This window comes from Streptomyces spongiae (genome assembly GCF_009377185.1).
Taxonomy (GTDB): Bacteria; Actinomycetota; Actinomycetes; order Streptomycetales; family Streptomycetaceae; genus Streptomyces; species Streptomyces spongiae.
In genome coordinates, this window is record NZ_VJZC01001027.1 from 1 (window position 1) to 1629 (window position 1629).

The window sequence follows — 1629 nt, forward strand, 5'->3', positions numbered from 1 at the left end:
TTACGGAACGTCACGAGTACTGTCCAGCCCGTAACCGCGTACGCTCCCGCAGCGTACGCGGCGTTGACCTGGTGAAGTGGCGTTTCCGGGCGCCAGATTGAGCGCATGACAGCACCACCCACCCCCCAACGCCCGGTTACCGTACGTGTGTTCGTCCAGCGCTTCAGTGCCACCCCGCTCGGGGCCCGCCTCGCCCGCCACCTCGCCGTCAGTCAACTGCACACCTGGGGCATCCCCTACGGCTCGAAGACCTCGGACACCGCCGCCCTGATCGTCGCCGAGCTCGCCACCAACGCCGTGACCCACGGCCGCGTACCGGGACGGGACTTCGAGCTGCGGCTCTCCCTGGCCACGGGGGTGCTGCACATCGAGGTGACCGACACCCGGCACGAACGGCGCCTGCCCGCCCCCGCCGACGTACGGCCCGCGCAGCCCCTCGACGAGTCCGGGCGCGGCCTGGTCCTCGTCGACGCGCTCGCCGACCGGTGGGAGGTGTTGGACCGGGACCCGCCCGGCAAGACCGTACGGGCCGAGATCAACCTGTGAGTACGGCCGCAAGGGGTTACTGACGAGTTACGTCATCCGCTACTGTCGGCCCACCCCGTCACCCTTCGGCAGTTGGTCGGCACTTCCCCGCCCGGACACGTGGTTACTCCCTGGTTTTCACAGGGTGCCGGGACCGTCATCACGCGTGTCAGTCAGACCGCGTATCCCCCGGTGACCGTTCAGAAGGACGCAATGAGCCTCAGATCGCGCATCCGCAAGACCTCACTCGTCATGGGCATGGCAGCAGCGCTGACCATCGGCTTCGCGAGCAGCGCCTCCGCCGCCGTACTGGCACCGCTCCCGGCCAACGCCACCACACTCCAGCGGGCGTTCGAGCCGGTCTACGACTACGACACCGACAGCTGCTACCCGGCGGCGGCGGTCGACGCCAACGGGAACCTCAACGGTGGCCTCAACCCCTCCGGGTCGATCACCGGCGGCTGCCGCACCGCCAACCACCTGAACAACGACAACAGTTACGCGCGGAGCAAGTGCAACCAGGGCTGGTGCGGGATCGTCTACGCCAGCTACTTCGAGAAGGACCAGGCGACCGTGTTCGGCGGCGGGCACCGCCACGACTTCGAGTCCGTGATCGTCTGGGTCCAGCAGGGGGCGAGCCAGCCCGCCTACGTGTCCACCTCCGCCCACGGCGACTACACCACCTACGCCGCCTCCTCGGTCGCGTGGCTGGACGCCGCCAAGACGCACCCCAAGATCGTGTACCACAAGGACGGTGTGAGCACCCACGCCTTCCGCCTCGCGAGTGCGTCCGAGGCGCCGGAGAACGACACCGGGGCCTGGCACTACGAGGACCTGGTCGGCTGGGACCAGTTCCCGTCGACCTCGGTCCGTGACGCGCTGGCCAACAAGGACTGGGGCAGCGCCAACTTCCCCATCAAGGACGGCAACTTCGAGAACAACCTCAACGAGGGCAAGCCGTCGGGCATCACGTTCGACGCCTGGGGCTGATCCCGCCGAAAAACCCTCGGGGCACCGTGCAACCCTTCCGGCACTCTGCGTGTCGTACTTGGCATCAGGACCACTCGGTGGGGGATCCGGGGGGATCGCGGGGGTCCTGACAGG

The 1629-nt window shown here is 68.1% G+C and carries 2 protein-coding genes; both read left to right on the forward strand.

What is annotated here, in order from left to right:
- The first annotated feature begins 105 nt into the window (after positions 1-105).
- Positions 106-546, forward strand: coding sequence for an ATP-binding protein (locus tag FNH08_RS49795; RefSeq protein WP_152778598.1), 441 nt, complete (start codon positions 106-108; stop codon positions 544-546).
- 192 nt (positions 547-738) lie between these two features.
- Positions 739-1515: an NPP1 family protein gene (locus tag FNH08_RS49800; protein ID WP_152778600.1), complete on the forward strand. Its 777-nt coding sequence runs from the start codon at positions 739-741 to the stop codon at positions 1513-1515.
- The last annotated feature ends 114 nt before the right edge of the window (positions 1516-1629 follow it).